This window comes from Actinophytocola sp. (genome assembly GCF_049647105.1).
Classification (GTDB): Bacteria; Actinomycetota; Actinomycetes; order Mycobacteriales; family Pseudonocardiaceae; genus Actinophytocola.
Genome location: NZ_JBARWZ010000261.1, coordinates 57,898 through 74,615 on the forward strand (window position 1 = coordinate 57,898; position 16,718 = coordinate 74,615).

At 69.3% G+C, this 16,718-nt stretch carries 15 protein-coding genes; 9 read left to right on the top strand and 6 right to left on the bottom strand.

Annotated features, from left to right (window positions below; genetic code table 11):
* Positions 1-59: 59 nt before the first annotated feature.
* The 7 genes from WBA97_RS31335 (at position 60) to mptB (WBA97_RS31365) (ending at position 9,070) form a co-directional block, all read left to right on the top strand.
* Positions 60-1,946, top strand: coding sequence for an ABC transporter substrate-binding protein (locus WBA97_RS31335; RefSeq protein WP_424234572.1), 1,887 nt, complete (start codon positions 60-62; stop codon positions 1,944-1,946).
* A 50-nt stretch (positions 1,947-1,996) separates the two neighbouring features.
* A complete protein-coding gene (locus tag WBA97_RS31340; RefSeq protein ID WP_424234573.1) occupies positions 1,997-3,022 on the top strand; it encodes an ABC transporter permease in 1,026 nt (341 codons plus the stop codon).
* Positions 3,019-3,921: an ABC transporter permease gene (locus WBA97_RS31345; RefSeq protein WP_424234574.1), complete on the top strand. Its 903-nt coding sequence runs from the start codon at positions 3,019-3,021 to the stop codon at positions 3,919-3,921. The genes WBA97_RS31340 and WBA97_RS31345 overlap by 4 nt, the downstream gene beginning before the upstream one ends.
* Position 3,922: 1 nt before the next feature.
* Positions 3,923-5,548, top strand: coding sequence for a dipeptide ABC transporter ATP-binding protein (locus WBA97_RS31350; RefSeq protein WP_424234575.1), 1,626 nt, complete (start codon positions 3,923-3,925; stop codon positions 5,546-5,548).
* Between the two features lie 172 nt (positions 5,549-5,720).
* Complete coding sequence (locus tag WBA97_RS31355) at positions 5,721-5,846, top strand: hypothetical protein (RefSeq protein WP_424234576.1); 126 nt, start codon at positions 5,721-5,723, stop codon at positions 5,844-5,846.
* A gap of 205 nt (positions 5,847-6,051) precedes the next feature.
* Positions 6,052-7,608: a polyprenol phosphomannose-dependent alpha 1,6 mannosyltransferase MptB gene (mptB, locus tag WBA97_RS31360; RefSeq protein ID WP_424234577.1), complete on the top strand. Its 1,557-nt coding sequence runs from the start codon at positions 6,052-6,054 to the stop codon at positions 7,606-7,608.
* Positions 7,598-9,070 (top strand): polyprenol phosphomannose-dependent alpha 1,6 mannosyltransferase MptB, encoded by a 1,473-nt coding sequence (mptB, locus tag WBA97_RS31365; protein ID WP_424234578.1) that lies wholly within the window; start codon positions 7,598-7,600, stop codon positions 9,068-9,070. The genes mptB (WBA97_RS31360) and mptB (WBA97_RS31365) overlap by 11 nt, the downstream gene beginning before the upstream one ends.
* Before the next feature lie 8 nt (positions 9,071-9,078).
* Here the strand turns inward: mptB (WBA97_RS31365) and WBA97_RS31370 are convergent, their stop codons facing one another.
* From WBA97_RS31370 to WBA97_RS31380, 3 genes are all read right to left on the bottom strand, one after another.
* On the bottom strand, positions 9,079-9,294 hold the full coding sequence (locus WBA97_RS31370) for a hypothetical protein (protein WP_424234579.1): 216 nt from the start codon (positions 9,292-9,294) through the stop codon (positions 9,079-9,081).
* A 98-nt stretch (positions 9,295-9,392) separates the two neighbouring features.
* The gene (locus WBA97_RS31375; RefSeq protein WP_424234580.1) at positions 9,393-10,313 is read right to left on the bottom strand and encodes a S66 peptidase family protein; all 921 of its coding nucleotides are present in this window, start codon (positions 10,311-10,313) and stop codon (positions 9,393-9,395) included.
* Positions 10,310-12,238 carry a prolyl oligopeptidase family serine peptidase gene (locus WBA97_RS31380; protein ID WP_424234581.1) on the bottom strand — a complete coding sequence of 643 codons (1,929 nt, stop codon included), beginning with the start codon at positions 12,236-12,238 and terminating at the stop codon, positions 10,310-10,312. Before WBA97_RS31380 ends, WBA97_RS31375 begins: the two co-directional genes overlap by 4 nt.
* Before the next feature lie 131 nt (positions 12,239-12,369).
* On the opposite strand from WBA97_RS31380, the gene WBA97_RS31385 reads away from it, so the two are divergent.
* Positions 12,370-12,945, top strand: a complete 576-nt coding sequence (locus tag WBA97_RS31385; RefSeq protein ID WP_424234582.1) for a DUF3090 domain-containing protein — start codon at positions 12,370-12,372, stop codon at positions 12,943-12,945.
* Positions 12,946-12,949: 4 nt separating this feature from the next.
* Positions 12,950-13,741 (top strand): SCO1664 family protein, encoded by a 792-nt coding sequence (locus tag WBA97_RS31390; protein ID WP_424234583.1) that lies wholly within the window; start codon positions 12,950-12,952, stop codon positions 13,739-13,741.
* A 9-nt stretch (positions 13,742-13,750) separates the two neighbouring features.
* On the opposite strand, the gene WBA97_RS31395 is transcribed toward WBA97_RS31390, so the two are convergent.
* The 3 genes from WBA97_RS31395 to WBA97_RS31405 form a co-directional block, all read right to left on the bottom strand.
* Positions 13,751-14,041, bottom strand: a complete 291-nt coding sequence (locus tag WBA97_RS31395) for a hypothetical protein (protein ID WP_424234584.1) — start codon at positions 14,039-14,041, stop codon at positions 13,751-13,753.
* A gap of 362 nt (positions 14,042-14,403) precedes the next feature.
* The gene (locus WBA97_RS31400; RefSeq protein ID WP_424234585.1) at positions 14,404-15,501 is read right to left on the bottom strand and encodes a winged helix DNA-binding domain-containing protein; all 1,098 of its coding nucleotides are present in this window, start codon (positions 15,499-15,501) and stop codon (positions 14,404-14,406) included.
* 16 nt (positions 15,502-15,517) lie between these two features.
* On the bottom strand, positions 15,518-16,660 hold the full coding sequence (locus WBA97_RS31405; RefSeq protein WP_424234586.1) for an epoxide hydrolase family protein: 1,143 nt from the start codon (positions 16,658-16,660) through the stop codon (positions 15,518-15,520).
* Positions 16,661-16,718: the final 58 nt, after the last annotated feature.

Genomic DNA, 16,718 nt, shown 5'->3' on the forward strand with positions numbered 1-16,718 from the left:
GACTTCAAGCCCCCATAGGTGGTTACTTCCTCTCAACTTATGAGGAAGAGGTGATCATCGTGAGATCGAGGCTACTGGCGCTCGGTGTCACCCTAGCGGCGTCTGCCCTGGTCACGGTGCCGTTCGCGGCGCCGGTCGGTGCGACTCCGGCCAGTGCGCGAGCAGCCGAGGCGGCGAGCGGTCAGGACGGAAAGCTACTCCGGATCGGGGTCAGCCGGGAGGTTGACACGCTCAACCCGTTCATGTCCATCACCCTGATGGGCACCAGCATCCTGCGGTACCAGTTCGAGTTCCTGACCACCTACAGCCAGGGCTCGATGACACCCGAGGGCGCTCTCGCCGAGAAGTGGGAGACCTCGGAGGACAAGCTGACCTGGACCTATCACATCCGCAAGGACATGAAGTGGTCGGACGGTAAGCCGGTCACCGCGAAGGACGCGGCCTGGACGTTCCAGAAGATGCTGGACGACGAGGTTGCCAGGACCGCGAACGGCAGCTACGTCCAGCAGTGGGAGTCGGTCACGGCGACCGACGACTGGACGCTGAAGATCAAGACCAAGGTCCCGCAGGCGACGATGGACGCCCTCGACATCCCGATCGTGCCTGAGCACGTGTGGTCGAAGGTGTCCGACATCAGCGCCACGCCCGAGCTCCCGATGGTCGGCAACGGGCCGTACTACATCACGGAGTTCAAAGAAGCCCAGTTCACCAAGATGAAGGCCAACAAGAACTACTGGCGCGGGGCTCCCAAGGTCGACGAGATCCACTTCATCTACTACAGCAACTCCGACGCCGCGGTGTCCGCGCTGCAGAGCGGCGAGGTGGACCTGATCAACCCGCTCACGCCGACCCAGTTCGACGCGTTGCAGAGCGAGCCGGACATCGCGCTCAACAACGCGCAGAACCGCCGGTTCAACGAGTTGCTGATCAACCCGGGCGCCGCCACCAGCGACGGCACCGCGATCGGCAACGGCAACCCCGCGCTGAAGGACGTCAAGTTGCGGCAGGCGATCGCCAGGGCGATCGACTCCAAGACGCTCGTGGAAAAGGTGTGGGGCGGCTACGCCACCGAGGCGGCGGGCTACATCCCGCCGATGTTCAAGGACTTCGCGTGGGAGCCGACCGGTGACCAGGTGCGGAAGTTCGACCTCGGCGCGGCGAGCAAGGCGCTCGACGACGCGGGTTACAAGAAGGGCTCCGACGGCATCCGGCTCGACAAGCAGGGCAAGCCGCTGGTTCTCCGGCTGCTCTCGCACGCCGAACGGGACGTCGACGAGAACGCGGGCCCGTTCATCAAGGGCTGGCTGAAGGAAATCGGCATCGAGGTCACCATCCAGCCGAAATCGGACAACCAGGTCAACGAGGAAACCACGCGCGGCGAGTACGACCTGGCGATCTCCGGGTGGAGCGCCAACCCCGACCCGGACTACGTGCTGTCGCTGCAGACGTGTGCCAGCCGGCCGAACGCCGACGGGACGGGTGCCACGCCGGACTCGTTCCTGTGCAACGAGGAATACGACGACCTGTACGCCAAGCAGCTGTCGGAGTTCGACCGGAACAAGCGGATCGACATCGTCAAGGAGATGCAGGCGCTGCTGTACGACCAGGCGACGCTGGTGATCTTCGGCTACGACAACGCTCTCGAGGCTTTCCGGAAGGACAAGTTCGAGGGTTTCCCGCAGCAGCCGACCGGCAGCGGCGTGATCATGTTCCAGCAGAGCTACTGGGGCCTCCTCGGCGCGACGCCGAAGGGCGAGGGTCCGGTGCCGGTGTACGACGGCAGCCAGGGCACCGCGTCCGGCGAGGACACCACGGATGCGGCGGGTGAGGACAGCAGTAACACGGGGCTGATCCTCGGCATCGTCGGCGGTGTGATCGTCGTGGTGCTCGTGGTCGGTCTGCTGGTCGCCCGCGGTCGCCGCAAGACCGCCGACGACCGCGAATAGTAGGTAGCTTCGGCGCGCAGCGTGCGAAGCGACAATTGTTAAGGACAACTGTGTCGGACATCCTCACCCCGACTGAGGAGGCACTGGCAGAGGCTCCGCCACCCACCCGTGGTGGCGGAGCCCTCCGCTACGTGCTGACGAAGATCGGCGGCGGCCTGCTCAGCTTCGCCCTCGTGATCGTGCTGGGCTTCCTGCTCTTCCGCGCCCTGCCCGGCGACGTGGTCCAGACGATGGTCCGCGGCCGGCCCGCGACGCCGGAGATGATCGCGAACCTCAGGCGCGACTACGGGCTGGACCTGCCGCTGTGGCAGCAGTTCATCAACTATGTCGGTGACCTGCTCCACGGCGACCTCGGCGACTCCTACGTCTACCGCGTGCCGGTGCTGGAGAAGATCGGGGAGCGGTTCTGGCCGACGGTGCTGCTGGTCGGGGTGTCCACCCTGATCTCGGTGGCACTCGGGTTGTGGATGGGCACCCGGTCGGGGTGGCGGCGGGGGAGCAGGTTCGACCGGCTATCCACCGGTGTCGCACTGGCGCTGTGGTCGACGCCGACGTTCTGGCTGGGCATGCTGCTGCTCGCGGCCACGTCCGGGCTGTTCCCCACCGCGGGCATCGTCTACTCCGACACTCCGCCGGACTTCTTCTCCCAGGCACTCGACATCGCCCACCACCTGGTGCTGCCGACGGTCACCATGGTCGCGGTCACCTACGCGCAGTACCAGCTGGTGATGCGGTCGTCGCTGATCGAGGAGATGGGCGCTGACTACCTCACCACGGCCCGCGCGAAGGGCCTGCGGGACGACGAGGTGCGGCGCAAGCACGCCGTGCCGAACGCGCTGCTGCCCACGGTCACGCTGGTGTTCCTGCACCTCGGGTTCGTGATCGCGGGTGCCATCAGCGTCGAGACCGTGTTCTCCTGGCCCGGCCTCGGCCGGCTGACCTACGACGCGTTACGGGTCGGTGACCTGCCGCTGCTGCAGGGCACCTTCCTGGTGCTGGCAGGTGCGGTGATCTTCATGAACGTGCTCGCGGACCTGCTGTACCGCGTGCTCGACCCTCGGGTGCGTGCCTCATGACCGCGCCGTCCCCACGCGCACTGGCCTGGCGCAGGCGCGGTGCCGCGTTCGCCGCCGGGTGGCGGGAGTTCGCCAAGCAGCGCTCCGGTCTGGTCGGGCTCGGGCTGCTCGTGGTCATCGTGCTGCTCGCGCTCCTCGCGCCGGTCCTCACCGATCGCGAGGGACTCGACGTCACCAAGGCCACCGGTGGCCGGATGGAGTCGCCGAGCTGGGAGTTCCCGCTCGGCACGGACCGCCCCGGCCGCTCGGTGCTGCTGCTGACGCTGTGGAGTGCCCGGATCTCGCTGACCGTCGGGTTCGTCGCGACGCTGCTGTCGGTCGCGATCGGCACGATCATCGGCATCCTGGCCGCACACTACGGCCGCTGGGTGAACGCCGGTCTCATGCGGATCACCGACTTCTTCCTGGTGCTGCCGTCCCTGGTGCTGGCGATCGCCCTGTCGACGGTGCTGGAACGCGGCATCGGCACGATCATCCTGGCGATCGGGCTGACGTCGTGGCCCTCCGCGGCCCGGCTGGTCAGGGCGCAGACGCTCACGATCGAGGCGCGGCCCTACATCGAACGCTCGCAAGCCCTCGGCGGCGGGCACCTCCACGTGATCTCCAAGCACGTGCTGCCCGCGGTGATGCCGCTGGTGTTCGTGAACACGACCCTCGCGGTCGGCTCCGCGATCGTGGCCGAGTCGACGCTGTCGTTCCTCGGGCTCGGCGACCCGGACCCGATGCGGCCCTCCTGGGGCTCGATGCTGCGCTCGGCGTGGCTCGACTCGGCGATCATCGCGGAGGCGTGGTGGTACCTGCTACCACCCGGCATCGCGATCGGCATCGTCGTGCTGGCGTTCACCATGTGCGGGCGAGCCCTCGAGGCCGTCCTCAACCCACGACTGCGGGAGGGCTGACGTGCCGCTGCTCGAACTGCGGGACCTGTCGGTCCGGTACCGGAACCGGGGCGTGGAGGCGGTGCGCGGGGTCAACCTCACCCTCGACGCCGGCGAGACGCTCGGGCTGGCGGGGGAGTCCGGCTGCGGGAAGTCCACCCTCGCCATGTCGGTGCTGCGGCTGCTGCCGGTCAGCGCCGACATCAGCGGCGAGATCCTCCTGGACGGCGAGGACATCAACACGATGAAGTGGGGCCGTCTGCGTACCGTGCGGTGGACCTCGGCCGCGATCGTGTTCCAGGGCGCGATGCACGCGCTGAACCCGGTCCGCCGGGTCCGCGAGCAGATCGCCGAGCCGATCGAGTTGCACAGTGAGACCGAGTGGTCGGCCTCTGCGCTCCGCAAGCGGGTCAACGAACTGCTCACGCAGGTGGAGCTGCCGACCGAGAAGGGCGACTCCTACCCGCACGAGCTGTCCGGCGGGCAGAAGCAACGGGTCATGATCGCCATGGCGCTGGCGTGCGAGCCACGCTTGGTGATCGCGGACGAGCCGACCACCGCGCTCGACGTGATCGTCCAGGCCCAGGTCCTCGCGTTGATGTCGGACCTGGTGGCGAGGAAGGACATCGGGCTGGTCATGATCAGCCACGACCTCGCCGTGCTGGCCTCGACGTGCAAGCGGCTCGCCGTGATGTACCAGGGCGAGCTGGTCGAGGAGGGCGAGTCCGTGGCCGTCATCGCCGACCCCCAGCACATCCACACCAGGACCCTGGCCGCCGCGTTCCCGACCGTGGGCGACCCGGTGTCGCGGTACGCGCCCGCCACGACCACCACGATCCCGGACGCGGTACCGGAACCCGGCGACGAGCTGCTGCGCACCACCGACCTGCACGTCACGTTCCGCACGAGGGGCGTGACCCACGCGGTGGCCGGCGTCGACCTGTCGGTGCGGCGCGGTGAGATCGTCGCGCTGGTCGGCCAGTCCGGCTCCGGCAAGACCACCCTGGCCCGCACGATCCTCGGCCTGCAGGCGCCGACCAGCGGCCAGGTGACCTACGACGGGCAGCCGGTGCCGCGCTCGTCGCGGGGCCTCAAGGCCTACCGGCGGCAGGTGCAGCTGGTGCTGCAGGACCCGACGAGCGCGCTCAACCCGCGCCACTCGGTGTACGAGTCCATCGCCGAGGGCCTGCGCATCCACAAGGTGCCCGGCGACGAACGCGAGCACGTCGCCGCCGCACTGGACGCGGCGGAACTGCGGCCTCCGGAAGAGTTCATGCCGTTGTTGCCGCACCAGCTCTCCGGCGGTCAGCGGCAACGCGTGGTGATCGCCGGCGCCCTCGCGCTGGCGCCGAAGCTGCTGGTGGCCGACGAGCCGGTGGCGTCCCTCGACGCGTCCGTGCGCGGCGAGATCCTCGCGCTCCTGCTGCGGCTGCGGGCCAACCTCGGCCTTGCCGCGCTGGTCATCACCCACGACCTGGGCCTGGCGTGGAACATCGCCGACCGCGTCGCGGTGATGTACAAGGGCGAACTGGTCGAGGTCGGGCCGGTCGACGAGGTGCTGAACGCCCCGAAGCACTCCTACACGCAGTCGCTGCTGGCCGCGTTGCCGACCACCCGTCCGAAGGAAACCGACATCGCGAGCGGGTGAAAGCAGTATCTCAGGCCGGTAAAGAAGCCTTCTAACGATCAGTATTGGACGCGACACTCAGGGTGACGCCACTTTCTGTTGGCGCCCTGGGGGTCGTCCAATGGCGAGCAGGACAACGAGTCGGGTCGTGGTCGCAGCCGCTCTGGTCGCCAAAGAACAGGGTCGGTGCTGGATGGACACGTCCGACGAGACAGTCCAGAAGTACGCCTGGGTGAAGAACATCGAAGCGTGGACGATCGCCGTCAGCAGCGGACGAGCCGCCGATGACGTGCTTCGGGCCTATGGCGGCGATCCGTAGACCGGCGTCGTGGTGGAACCCGGCTGGCTCACCCAACCTCATCCGACCTACCGGATCCCGGAGCCGTACGGCCGCTACCGAGACGTCGACGGCGCTGACCGCATCGGATGATCACTACCTGACGTATCGTCCCAGGCACGCCTGGTCGGCGAAACGCCACCGTTCCTACGAACGGACCAACCCGCCTGTGTAATCTCAGACCGCCATGTCAACCACCACCGACGCCCACGGGGTGCCCCCCGCAGTGAGCACCGTAGAAGACGCGACCCCAGCGCCCGCACCGGTTCGGCGCGCGCCCGCGCTCCCGGTGCGCACCATCGCGCTCGGCACCATAGGCAGCCTGCTGATCCTCGTGAGCGCGCTCGGTGCGGGCGCGATTCTCGCGCAGGACCCGATGCTCGGCCGCGGCCCGCTGTCCTGGATCCGTTACGGCCACGGCCGCATCCTCGCCACCCTCGTCCTCTACACCGGCTTCGCGCTGGTCGTGTGGGCGTGGGTGCTGCTCGGCCGCCACGTGCTCGCCGGCCGGGTCGGCGCCCGCCCGGTGCTCGTCGCCGCGGTGTGCTGGATGATCCCGATGCTGCTCTCGCCGCCGGTGTTCTCCCGCGACGCCTACCTGTACATCGCGTACGGCACGCTCCCGCTGCACGGTTACGACCCGTACTCGGTCGGTCCCGGCATCCTCGATGTGGACCCGGTGGTCGACAACGTCGACTCGTTCTGGCAGGCCACCCCTGCCCCGTACGGGCCGCTGTTCATCCTGCTGGCCAAGGGCGTCATCTCGATCGCGGGCACCAACATGATCGCCGGTGTCATCCTCATGAAGCTCGGCCTCGTCGTCGGTGTCGCGCTGATGGTCATCGCGATGCCGGGCCTGGTGCGGCACCTCGGCGGCAAGCTCCCGGTGGCACTGTGGCTCGCGGTCGCGGGCCCGATGACCGTCGTGCACCTGGTCGGCGGGCCCCACAACGACGTGCTCATGGTCGGTCTGCTGGCCGTCGGCACGGTGATGGTGCTCGACCGCAGACACGTCCTGGGCATGGTCGTCGTGACCCTCGCGGTCGCGACGAAGGCCACCGCGGGTGTCGCGTTGCCGTTCCTCGTGTGGGTCTGGGCGGGGCACCTGGAGTCGACGCGCTGGCGCAACTTCGCCCGCGCCTGTGCCGCCTCGGTGGGCATCTTCATCGTGACCTTCGCGGCCGCGACGATCGTGTCGGGCGTCAACCTTGGCTGGATCTCCGCGCTCGACGCGCCGACCGCGATCGTGAACTGGCTGTCCATTCCGACCGGTGCGGGTGAGATCCTGCACGGCCTCGTGAGTGTGTTCATCGAGGCGCCGAAGGTCTGGTTCGTCACCGTCATGCGCGTGGCCGGCGGCATCCTGCTGTTGTGGATCCTGGTCCGCCAGTGGTGGCTCGCCCGCGACGGCGGCCCGGACGCCATCCGCCGCGCCGCGATCGCTCTGTTCGCGTTCGCCATCCTGTCGCCTGCGACGCTGCCCTGGTACCTGGTGTGGGGCCTCGTGCTCGCCGCCGCGCTGCGCTGGGAGCGCCGCCAGCTCGCCGTGCTGGTCACGTTCGCGGTGTTCCTCGTCCTGACCTACTCCCCGGCCGGTGACGACCTGCTCTACGACTGGCTGTTCATGGCGCTGGCCGCCGGCATCTCCATCCTCGCCGGACTGTCGCTGCTGCGCCGTGACCCGCTGAACCTCTTCCCCGCTCGCGAGCCGTTCCTGTCGCGCGAGTCGAGCGTTGAGCGCTGACACGGCCGAGAAGGCGGCCGACTCCGTACCCGACGCGCCCGCGCACCCGAGGGGCACGATCGTCCTCGGTACCGTCGGCAGCGTCATCCTGCTGGTCGCGAGCTTCGCGGCCGCGGCGGGCTCGGTGCGGCACCCCTTCGTCGGCGGGCCGCTGGACTGGGTGAACTACGGCCACGGGCACATGCTGGCCGAGCTGGTCACCTACGTCGGCTACGGGCTGCTGGTGTTGGCGTGGATCCGGCTCGGCAGGCTCGTGCTCGCCGGCCGTGTACGGACCAGGTCGGTGCTGCTCGCGGCCGCGTGCTGGACGGTCCCGATGCTGTTCGCCCCGGCACTGTTCACCCGCGACGTGTTCTCCTACCTCGCGCAGGGCGCGGTGGCACTGGAGGGGCTCGACCCGTTCACCGTGCCGCCGACCGTGCTGGGGCACTCCTCGGAGATCCTCAACAACGTCCACCCGTTCTGGCAGGGCACGCCCGCGCCGTACGGGCCGCTGTTCATCCTGCTGGTCAAGGGCACGGTGTGGCTGGTCGGCTCGCACGTGTACGCGGGCATCCTCGTCACCCGGCTGATCGAGGTCGCCGGGCTCGCGCTGCTGGTGTGGGCACTGCCGGGGCTGGTGCGGCACCTCGGCGGGCGGCTGCCGGTCGCCGCGTGGCTGCTGCTCGCGGGCCCGCTCACGGTGGTGCACCTGGTCGGCGGACCGCACAACGATCTGCTGATGATCGGGTTCCTCGCGGCGGGGACACTGCTCGTGCTGGACCGCAGGCACGTGCTCGGCATCGCCGTGGTCACGCTCGGGGTCGCGGTGAAGGCGAGTGCCGGGATCGCGCTGCCGTTCCTGGTGTGGGTGTGGGCGGCGCGGCTGCCGTCGACGCGGTGGCGGAACTTCGTGCGTGCGGCGGCCTGCTCGGTCGGGGTCTTCGTGACCGTGTTCGCGGCCGTGTCGCTGGTCGCGTGGGTGAACCTCGGCTGGCTGATGATGGTGAACGCGTCGTCCCGGCTGGTGAACTGGCTGTCGCCGCCGACCGCGCTCGGTGAGCTGCTGCACGGGCTGGTCAGCATCGTGGCGGACGTGCCGAGGGACCCGTTCGTGACCGTGACCCGGCTCCTCGGCCTTGCGGTGCTGGTCGTGCTGGTGGTGCGGCAGTGGTGGCTCGCGCGTGACGGCGGCGCGGACGCGGTGCGGCGCGCGGCGATCGCGTTGCTGCTGGTCGCGGTGCTGTCGGCGACCATGCTGCCCTGGTACCTGACATGGGCGCTCGCGCTCGGCGCCGCGCTGCCGTGGCGGCCGCGCCGGCTCGCGGTGGCGGCCGGGGTCTCGGTGTTCATGGTGGCGCCGTACTCGGCGTCGGGGGAGCAGCTGCTCTACGAGTGGCCGCTGATGTTCGCCGCGATTGCGTTGTCGGCATGGGCGGGCTACGCGCTGGTGCGGCCTCGCGGAGCACAGGCGCGAGCGTAGCGGCGCCGTCAGACGGGTGCGATGAAGTCCGGCACCCAGCCCGGGTCCTCCTCGCAGATGGGGCAGGGGAGCTCGACCATGATGCCGGGGGTCTTCTCCGCGACCACGACCCCCGACCCGGGCAGGACCATCGGGCGTACCGAGCCGTCCTCGGTGCGGTACTGGGTGATCTGCCGGCAGCCGTGGCACACCGTTCTGGTCGGAGTCGCGGTGCTGTCCATCATTCGCGACAGCATAACGGCGGCCGTGGCAAAACGGATTCTCCGCGATGGCTGGTCGGCGGCGCGGATGCGGCCACGCGTGCCGCGCTCGCCTGAACCGGTCAGCTCAGCGCGGGCTCGTCCAGCGTGAGGGTGCACAGGTCGCCGTCCAAGGTGGCCAGCACACCCAGCGGGATCGTGAGCTGGTCGGCGCAGTGCCCGAAGCCCATGTCCCACACGACCGGCAAACCCAGCCCCACGAGCAGATCCGACACCACGGCCCGGACCTCGTCCGGTTCGCCGCAGCCCGTCCACGAACCCAGCGCGATGCCGGTCGCGCCGGTGAACCACCCCGACCGCAGCAGCTGCGTGATCATACGGTCGACTTGGTACGGCTCCTCGTTGACGTCCTCCAGCACGATGAGCGCACCGTCCGGCGGCACGTGCGCATCGTGCGCCCCGACCTCGGACGACAGCAGCGACAGGTTCCCGCCCACGACCACCCCCGACGCCATCCCGTCGTTGAGCGGCACCGAGTCCGGCCCCGACAACGTCAGCACCGACTCCGGCTCGAACAGTGTCTGCCGGAAGTGCTTCTGTGCACCGATGTCGAACGACACCTCGCTCGCGATCAGCGGCGCGAACAACGTCACGACGTCCAGTTGCGCGCCGATCGCCTGGTGCAGCGCCGTGATGTCGCTGGACCCGGTGAACAGCTTCGGCCCGGCCTCGGCCATCGCGTCCCAGTCGAGCAGGTCGACCATCCGCATGGTCCCGTAGCCACCACGCGCGCACACGACCGCGTCGACCGTCGGATCGCACCACGCCGCCTGCAGGTCCGCGGCCCTGTGCACGTCGAGGCCCGCCAGATAGGGCACCGAAGGGTGCCGGTCGAGGACGTGCTTGCCGACCTCGACGACCAGCCCCCAGCTCTCCAGAATCGACACACCCCGCGCCAGCAGCGCCTCGTCGACCGGACCGGAAGGTGCGACCAGGCGGACCCTGCTGCCCGCCAGCAGCCGCCCTGGGCGCACCCGCGTCACGACTTCAGCTCCAGCACCGGCACCCCGGGCGGTGTGAACCCGAAAACCTGCCCGTAGAACGACAGTTCGGCCTCCAGTGCCGTGGTCACCGATGACGCACGCCGGAACCCGTGTTGCTCACCCTCGAACGTCAGGTACGCGTGCGGCAACCCGCTCCCGTCGAGGCTCGCGACGAACCGGTCCGCCTGCTCGGGCGGGCACACCTCGTCCTCCAGCCCCTGCAGCAACAACACCGGGCCCGCGAGCCGGTCGACGTGGTTGCATGGCGACCGGTCCGCATACCGGTCGGCGTGTTCCGGCAGGACCCCGACGAGTCCCTCGATGTAGCGCGACTCGAAGTCGTGTGTCTCGCCACCGGCGCTGGTCCAGTTGGTCAGGTCGAGGATCGGGAACATGATCGTCGCGCACGCGTACGTCGGCACCGAGGTCATCGACGCCGCCGCCGTCCACCCGCCCGCACTGCCGCCACGCACGGCGAGCCGGGCACCGTCCACGACGCCCTCCTCGGCGAGCGTGCGGGCGGCCGTCGAGCAGTCGTGCACGTCGACCACGCCCCACTGCTCGTTGAGGGACTCGCGGAACTCCCGTCCGTAACCCGCCGAACCACCGTAGTTCACGGCCACCACGGCGATGCCGCGGCTGGTGAAGTACGCGATGTCGCGTTTGAGCACATCGGAGACCTTGCCCGTCGGCCCGCCGTGGACGTGGACCAGCAACGGTGGCGCCGCACCGTCCGGGCCCGCGAAGCCGGGGTTTCGCGGCAGGTACACGAATGCCGGGATCTCCCGCCCGTCCTTGCTGGTGAACACCCGGTGCTCCGGTGTTGGCAGGTACGACGGGTCCGGCAGGTCGTGCGGCTGCCCGGACACGATCGTCTCCACGCCGGTGCCGAGATCGAGCCGCACCACGGCCGCCTCCCGCTGCTGACCGCCCGCCGCCGACACCACGACTCCGTTGTGGGCCACCAGATCCGACGACCACGCGGTCAGATCGGTGTCGACATCGGTCACGGTGCCGCTGCGCTCGTCGAGCACGGCGAGCCGGTCCGACCGCAGCACGGCGTGCCTGCCGCCACCCAGCGGCGCGAACCACCGGCAGCCCAGCACCCACAGCGGCCCACCGAGTTCTTCCTCACAGCGCGCGAGGTTCACCGCACTGCCGTCGAGCCCGACGCGGAACAGGTTCCACCAGCCGTCGGGGTCGTTGAGCACGAGCAGTGAATCCGCCGACTCCCATTCGGCCTGACAGACGCTTTCCCTCGGCCCGCCTGCCAGGACGCGATGCGGCTGACCTGGTTCCGCGACGCACAGTTCTGCGCCGTCCCACGGCATGTTCGGGTGGTCCCAGCCGATCCACGCGAGCCGCGTGCCGTCCGGCGACAGGCGAGGCCCGGACATGAAGTGATGGCTCGCGCCGAGCGAACGCGGGCCGGTGCCGTCGAGCGGCAGCTCCACGAGGTCGCGTGCCACGTCGGTCGGCCGGTCCCCGGTGACCGTCTCGCGGACACACAGTACGGAGGTATTGCCAGGGCCGGGGGAGAGGTCGGCGTACCGCAGACCGTGCCTGCGTGCGGGCACCGGCGTCAGCGGCCGGGGTTCGTCCGTGCCGTCGGCCCAGTCGTAGGCGTAGACGCGTTGATCACCCCAGTCCGTGAACACCACGGTGTTCCCGAGCACAGTCCAGGGCCGCCCGCCGTACTCGTGCACGCGGTTGCGCACATTCCACGGCGCGGCAAGCACCTCGACCGGCGTCCCGTCCGGCCCCTCGCGCATCAGCGCGACCCGTCCATCCTCCGTCGGCCTGCTCTCCGCCCACCACACGATGCCGTCATGCACGTCGACCCATTTGGGAGCGACACCTGCCGCGGCCACCGTCTCCGCCGTGAGCGGCGACTCCCAGCTACCGAACTGCGCGATCTTCACCACGCCGGAGACACTAACCGGGGGATCGGGTCGATGGTGGGTCCGGCAGGCTTCGATACCGTTGTGTCGACTCGCGTGTCGGGGTGGGGACAGGCCTGCTCCAGCGAGGCGTTTGCCGTAGGGTCGGAGGTGCCATGGCTCGAGTAATTCATGTCTTCCGCCAACCCGATCGGTTCGTCGCAGGCACGGTCGGTCAACCTGGCGACCGCACGTTCTACCTACAGGCCTCGGAAAGCGCCCGCACCGTGTCCGTCGCGCTGGAAAAGCAGCAGATGGCGGTACTCGCGGAGCGCATCGGCTCGCTCCTGGAGGAGGTTCACCGCCGCTTCGGCGCGGACCTGCCGGACGAGACGCCGGGCGAGTTCGTCGACGCCGACCCGCTCAATGTCCCGGTCGAGGAGGAGTTCCGCGTCGGCACGATGGGTCTCGGGTGGGACTCCGAGACCAGTGCCGTCGTGATCGAACTGCTGGCGATCACCGAGGCCGAGGTCGACGAGTCGATCGTGCTCGACGACACCGAGGAGGGCCCGGACGCGGTCCGGGTGTTCCTCACCCCGGTCGAGGCGCGCGCGTTCGCCGAGCGCGCCGACCGAGTGATCAACGCGGGCCGGAAGCCGTGCCCGCTGTGCGGTGAGCCGCTCGATCCGGCCGGGCACGTGTGCCCTCGCCAGAACGGCTACCGGCGCACCGAGGACGACGAGGCGGAATAGGGAGTTGCAGCCGTCGGATCCGGGTGTCCTCGAACTGCTCACGCGCGGACGGATCGAGATCGAGGGGCGCCTGGTCGACGCCTCCAACGCCACGCTCTACTGCGAGATCACCGGTGGGGACGAGGTCGCGCACTGCGTGTACAAGCCGGTCAGCGGTGAGCGCGCTCTGTGGGACTTCCCGGACGGCACCCTCGCCGGCCGTGAGGTCGGCTCCTACCTGGTGTCGCAGGCCGCGGGCCTGACGTTGATCCCGCCGACAGTGCTGCGCTCCGGCCCGTTCGGGCCCGGCATGGTGCAGCTGTGGGTGGACACCAAGGAGGGCGACGACCTGGTCGACGTGTGCGCGCCGGAGGACCTGCTGCCCGGCTGGCGGATGGTGCTGCGTGCGCACGACCGGTTCGGTGAGCCCGCCGTGCTCGCACACGCGGACCATCCGAGCGTGCGGCTGATGGCCGCGTTGGACGTGGTGCTGAACAACGCGGACCGCAAGGGCGGGCACGTGCTGCACGGCACCGACGGGAACGTGTACGGCGTCGACCACGGCATCTGCCTGCACACCGAGCACAAGCTGCGGACGGTGCTGTGGGGCTGGGTCGGCGAGCGGCTGCCCGAGGACGTGGCCGACATGCTGGAGACGCTGCGTGCCGGGCTGGACGACCTGTCGGCCGGGCTCGCGGAGCACGTGACGAAGGCGGAGGTCAGGGCGCTGCGGTCACGGCTGTCGGCGCTGTTGTCGGCGAGCGAGTTCCCGACGCCGGGGTCGGACTGGCGGGCCATTCCCTGGCCCGCGTTCTGACTCGTCGACTCAGCGCGACGCGCTCATGACACGGGCGGCGGCCACGACGATGTTCCACAGTGGACTGTTGGTGGTCTCGTAGTAGACGCGGCGGCTACCCGCCTCCCGGTGCTCGGTGAGCATGCCGAGGTGCACGAACCGGCGTAGTTCGGTGCCCGCCGCGCTCTGGGGGATCACCTCGTCCGGCGGTTCCGACTGGTAGAAGCGCCGCGCGCCGCGGTCATGGATCCACAGCGCCACCCGCAGTCGGCACGGACGGCCGAACATCAGCCGTCCGACCTCACCCACGTCCAGCTCCATCGGCGCTCCACCCTCTTGAATCCACTAAGACCTATATAGATGTCCGATGTTAGCGCCCAAGATCGCGCTCGTCCAGTCCGCAACGGGGGACAGGGCAGCAAGGAAGGGGAGATCGTCGGTCGCCGCGGTGCAACCAGGCCCGGCCGCGCCGCGGCGATACCTGACGGGACAGCGGCCTCGTGACGCCGCGGCAGTCCTGGCGTCGCGGGATGGCGATGCGTCCGGCTTCGGGTGACCACTCCCCTGTTCCGACAACAAAAATTAGTTATCAACTATATAGATGTCCAATTTTTCTCGCGATTCCGCCGGGTCGCGACGAACGCGGGAACCTCAAAAGCGGCAAAGAGGGGAGGGTCCTGTGTTCAGGACTCGATCAGCACGTCCTTGGTGTCCGCGCCGGGTGCGTGGAACTCGAGCAGGCGCGTGCCTTCCTTGATGAGCGCTGCCTGGTCCTTCTTGGTGGTCCGCGCCCACGGCGTGATGGTCAGTACGGCTGACTTGCGTTGTCTGGTGATGCGCCATGCGCCTCGGACGAACCCGTCGACGAGCAACGTGCCGGGGAAGACGCCGTTCTTGACGCCGAACAGTCGTTTGCGGTGTTCCTCGGTCAGTACGCGGGTGCGGTCCACGTATGAGAGCAGGAGGTTGTCGAACTCGGGCAGGAAGCGGACGGGTGCCGGGGTGTCCTCGTCGGGGCGGGGCGCGTCGGGCAGGTCGAGCAGTTCCCGGCCGTCGTCGGCGGTGAACCTGCGCACGTCGAGGGTGTCGGTGACTTCGCGGAGCCGGGTCAGGCCTGCCCATGCCTGCAGGTCGGCGACCGACGCGGGGCCGAACGCGGCGAGGTAGCGTTCCGCCATCCGTTTCGGGTCGGGTGACTTGTCCAGGTCGCGGCCCAGCCAGTGCTCGGCCGTGTGGTACTTGGTCTGGCCGCTGCGGCCCCACACGGCGCGTGGCGGGGTCTGGACGAGGGGCAGCAGTCCGCGGACGGCGTGGGCGAGTGCGTCCGGTTCGCGGTCGGGCCACGGCTCGGCGAGCGCGGCGCCCAGTTCCTTCGCGGTGAGTGGCTGGCCGGCGAGCGCCTGCCGGGCCAGATCGGCGAGTTTGGGCAGGTCGAGGTCGGTCAGGTGCCGTGCGTGCAGGGCGTTGGTGCGCAGGTCGCGGTCAAGCAGCGGCTGGATGAGTGGCCGCAGGAAGCACGCGTCGGCGGCGCTGACCAGATGGACGGTGCCGCGCATCAACGCGATACGGACGACTTGCCTGTCGACGAGCGCGTCCGCGAGTTCGGCCGGCTGGAAGTCGGTCAGCCGGGTCCACAGCCCGGTGTACGGCGGGAAGGGCGCTTGTGCCTGCATGCCGACCAGGTGCTCGATCATGCCGATCGCGGGCATGCCGGATCTGGCGAGCAGGTGCTGGCGTGCCAGCGTGGCCCGGTTGATCGCTCTCAGGCTCAGAGTGCCCACCCCGTCGTCCCTTCTTTCAGCGCAGACCGCGGAAGAACTGTCGCATGTCGGTGACCAGCAGGTCCGGCACCTCGAGTGCGGCGAAGTGCCCGCCGGTGTCGAAGTCGGTCCAGTGCGTGATCGTGTTGGCTTGCTCGGCGAACTTCCGGATCGCGATGTCCTCGGCGAAGACGGCGACGCCGGTGGGGACGTCGGTGCGGTATGGCCAGTCGCCGGAGTGCATGTTCTCGTAGTAGATCCGCGCGGAGGAGCCCGCGGTGCCGGTCAGCCAGTACAGCATCACGTTGGTGAGCAGCCGGTCCCGGTCGATCACCGTGTCGGGCAGGGCGTCGACGGGGTGGGTCCACTCCTTGAACTTCTCGATGATCCACGCGAGCTGGCCGGTGGGGGAGTCGGTGAGCGCGTACGCCAGGGTCTGCGGGCGGGTGGCCTGGAGCAGGAAGTAGGCGTTGCCGTCGTTCATGTACAGCTGCTGGCGTGCCCAGCGGGCTCGCTCGACCTCGGTCAGTTCGTCCTCGTCGACGTCGGTGAAGGAGATGAAGCCCGCGGTCGCGGCGTTGACGTGCAGGCCGACGACGTGCTCGGCGTCGACGCGGCCGAGGTCGGGTGTGACGAGGGCGCCGAAGTCGCCGCCCTGTGCTGCGTAGCGGTCGTAGCCGAGGCGGCGCATCAGTTCGGCCCAGGCCCGGGCGATGCGCATGGTGTGCCAGCCTTGGTCGCGGGTGGGGCCGGAGAAGCCGAAGCCGGGCAGTGACGGGATGACCAGGTGGAACGCGTCGGCGGGGTCGCCGCCGTGTGCCGTGGGGTTGGTGAGCGGGCCGATGACGTCGAGGAACTCGACGATGGAGCCGGGCCAGCCGTGGGTGAGGACGAGGGGCAGTGCGTCGGGTTCGGGGGAGCGGACGTGGAGGAAGTGCACGTGCTGGCCGTCGATCTCGGTGGTGAACTGCGGCAGGTCGTTGAGCAGCTTCTCCTGGGCGTGCCAGTCGTATTCGGTACGCCAGTACTGGGTGAGTTCTTTGAGGTAGCCGAGGGGTACGCCGTATCGCCAGTCGACGCCGGGCAGTTCGTCGGGCCAGTGGGCGGCGTCGAGGCGCTGGTTCAGGTCGTCGAGGTCGGCCTGCGGGACGGCGATGCGGAAGGGCTTGATCTCGCTCATGGCGGGCACGCTACGAGCCGATGGTGACAGGTCCGGTCACCAATTCGTGGCACGATTG